Below are 572 nucleotides of genomic sequence, written 5' to 3' on the forward strand. Positions count from 1 at the left end.
GCTCCGGCGCCGCCGCCCGCGGACCCCAACGCCCCGCCCGCCCCCGAGGCCGGCCGGGTCGACAACGCCGCGGGTGGTTTCAGCTACGTGGTGCCGGCCGGCTGGAAGGTCTCGGACGCCACGCAGCTGTCCTACGGCCAGGCGCTGCTCAACCGGATCGCGCCCGAGGGTGCCGAGCCGCCGAGCGACACCAGCGTGCTGCTCGGCCGGTTGGACCTCAAGCTCTTCGCGGGCGCCGAGGCCGACAACACCAAGGCCGCACAGCGTCTCGCGTCCGACATGGGCGAGTTCTTCATGCCCTTCCCGGGCACCCGGCTCGGTCAGGAGACCGTCCCCCTCGACGCTGCGGGCATGCCCGGTGTCGCGTCGTACTACGAGGTGAAGTTCACCGACGCCGCCAAGCCCACCGGACAGATCTGGGCCGGCGTCGTCGGCCAGCCCACTCCCGCGGGCACCCCGCGCGGGCAGCGCACCCCGGAACGCTGGTTCGTGGTCTGGCTCGGCTCGGCGAACAATCCCGTCGACAAGGGCGCCGCGGTGGCACTGGCCAACTCGATCCGGCCGTGGTCGCC

The 572-nt window shown here is 73.4% G+C and carries 1 protein-coding gene; it reads left to right on the top strand.

The window, feature by feature from the left end; genetic code table 11:
* The coding region (locus tag Q2100_RS31600) for an alanine and proline-rich secreted protein Apa (protein WP_302917172.1) at window positions 1-572 on the top strand (572 nt) is incomplete at both ends.

The organism is Mycolicibacterium arseniciresistens (assembly GCF_030519285.1).
Lineage (GTDB): Bacteria > Actinomycetota > Actinomycetes > Mycobacteriales > Mycobacteriaceae > Mycobacterium > Mycobacterium arseniciresistens.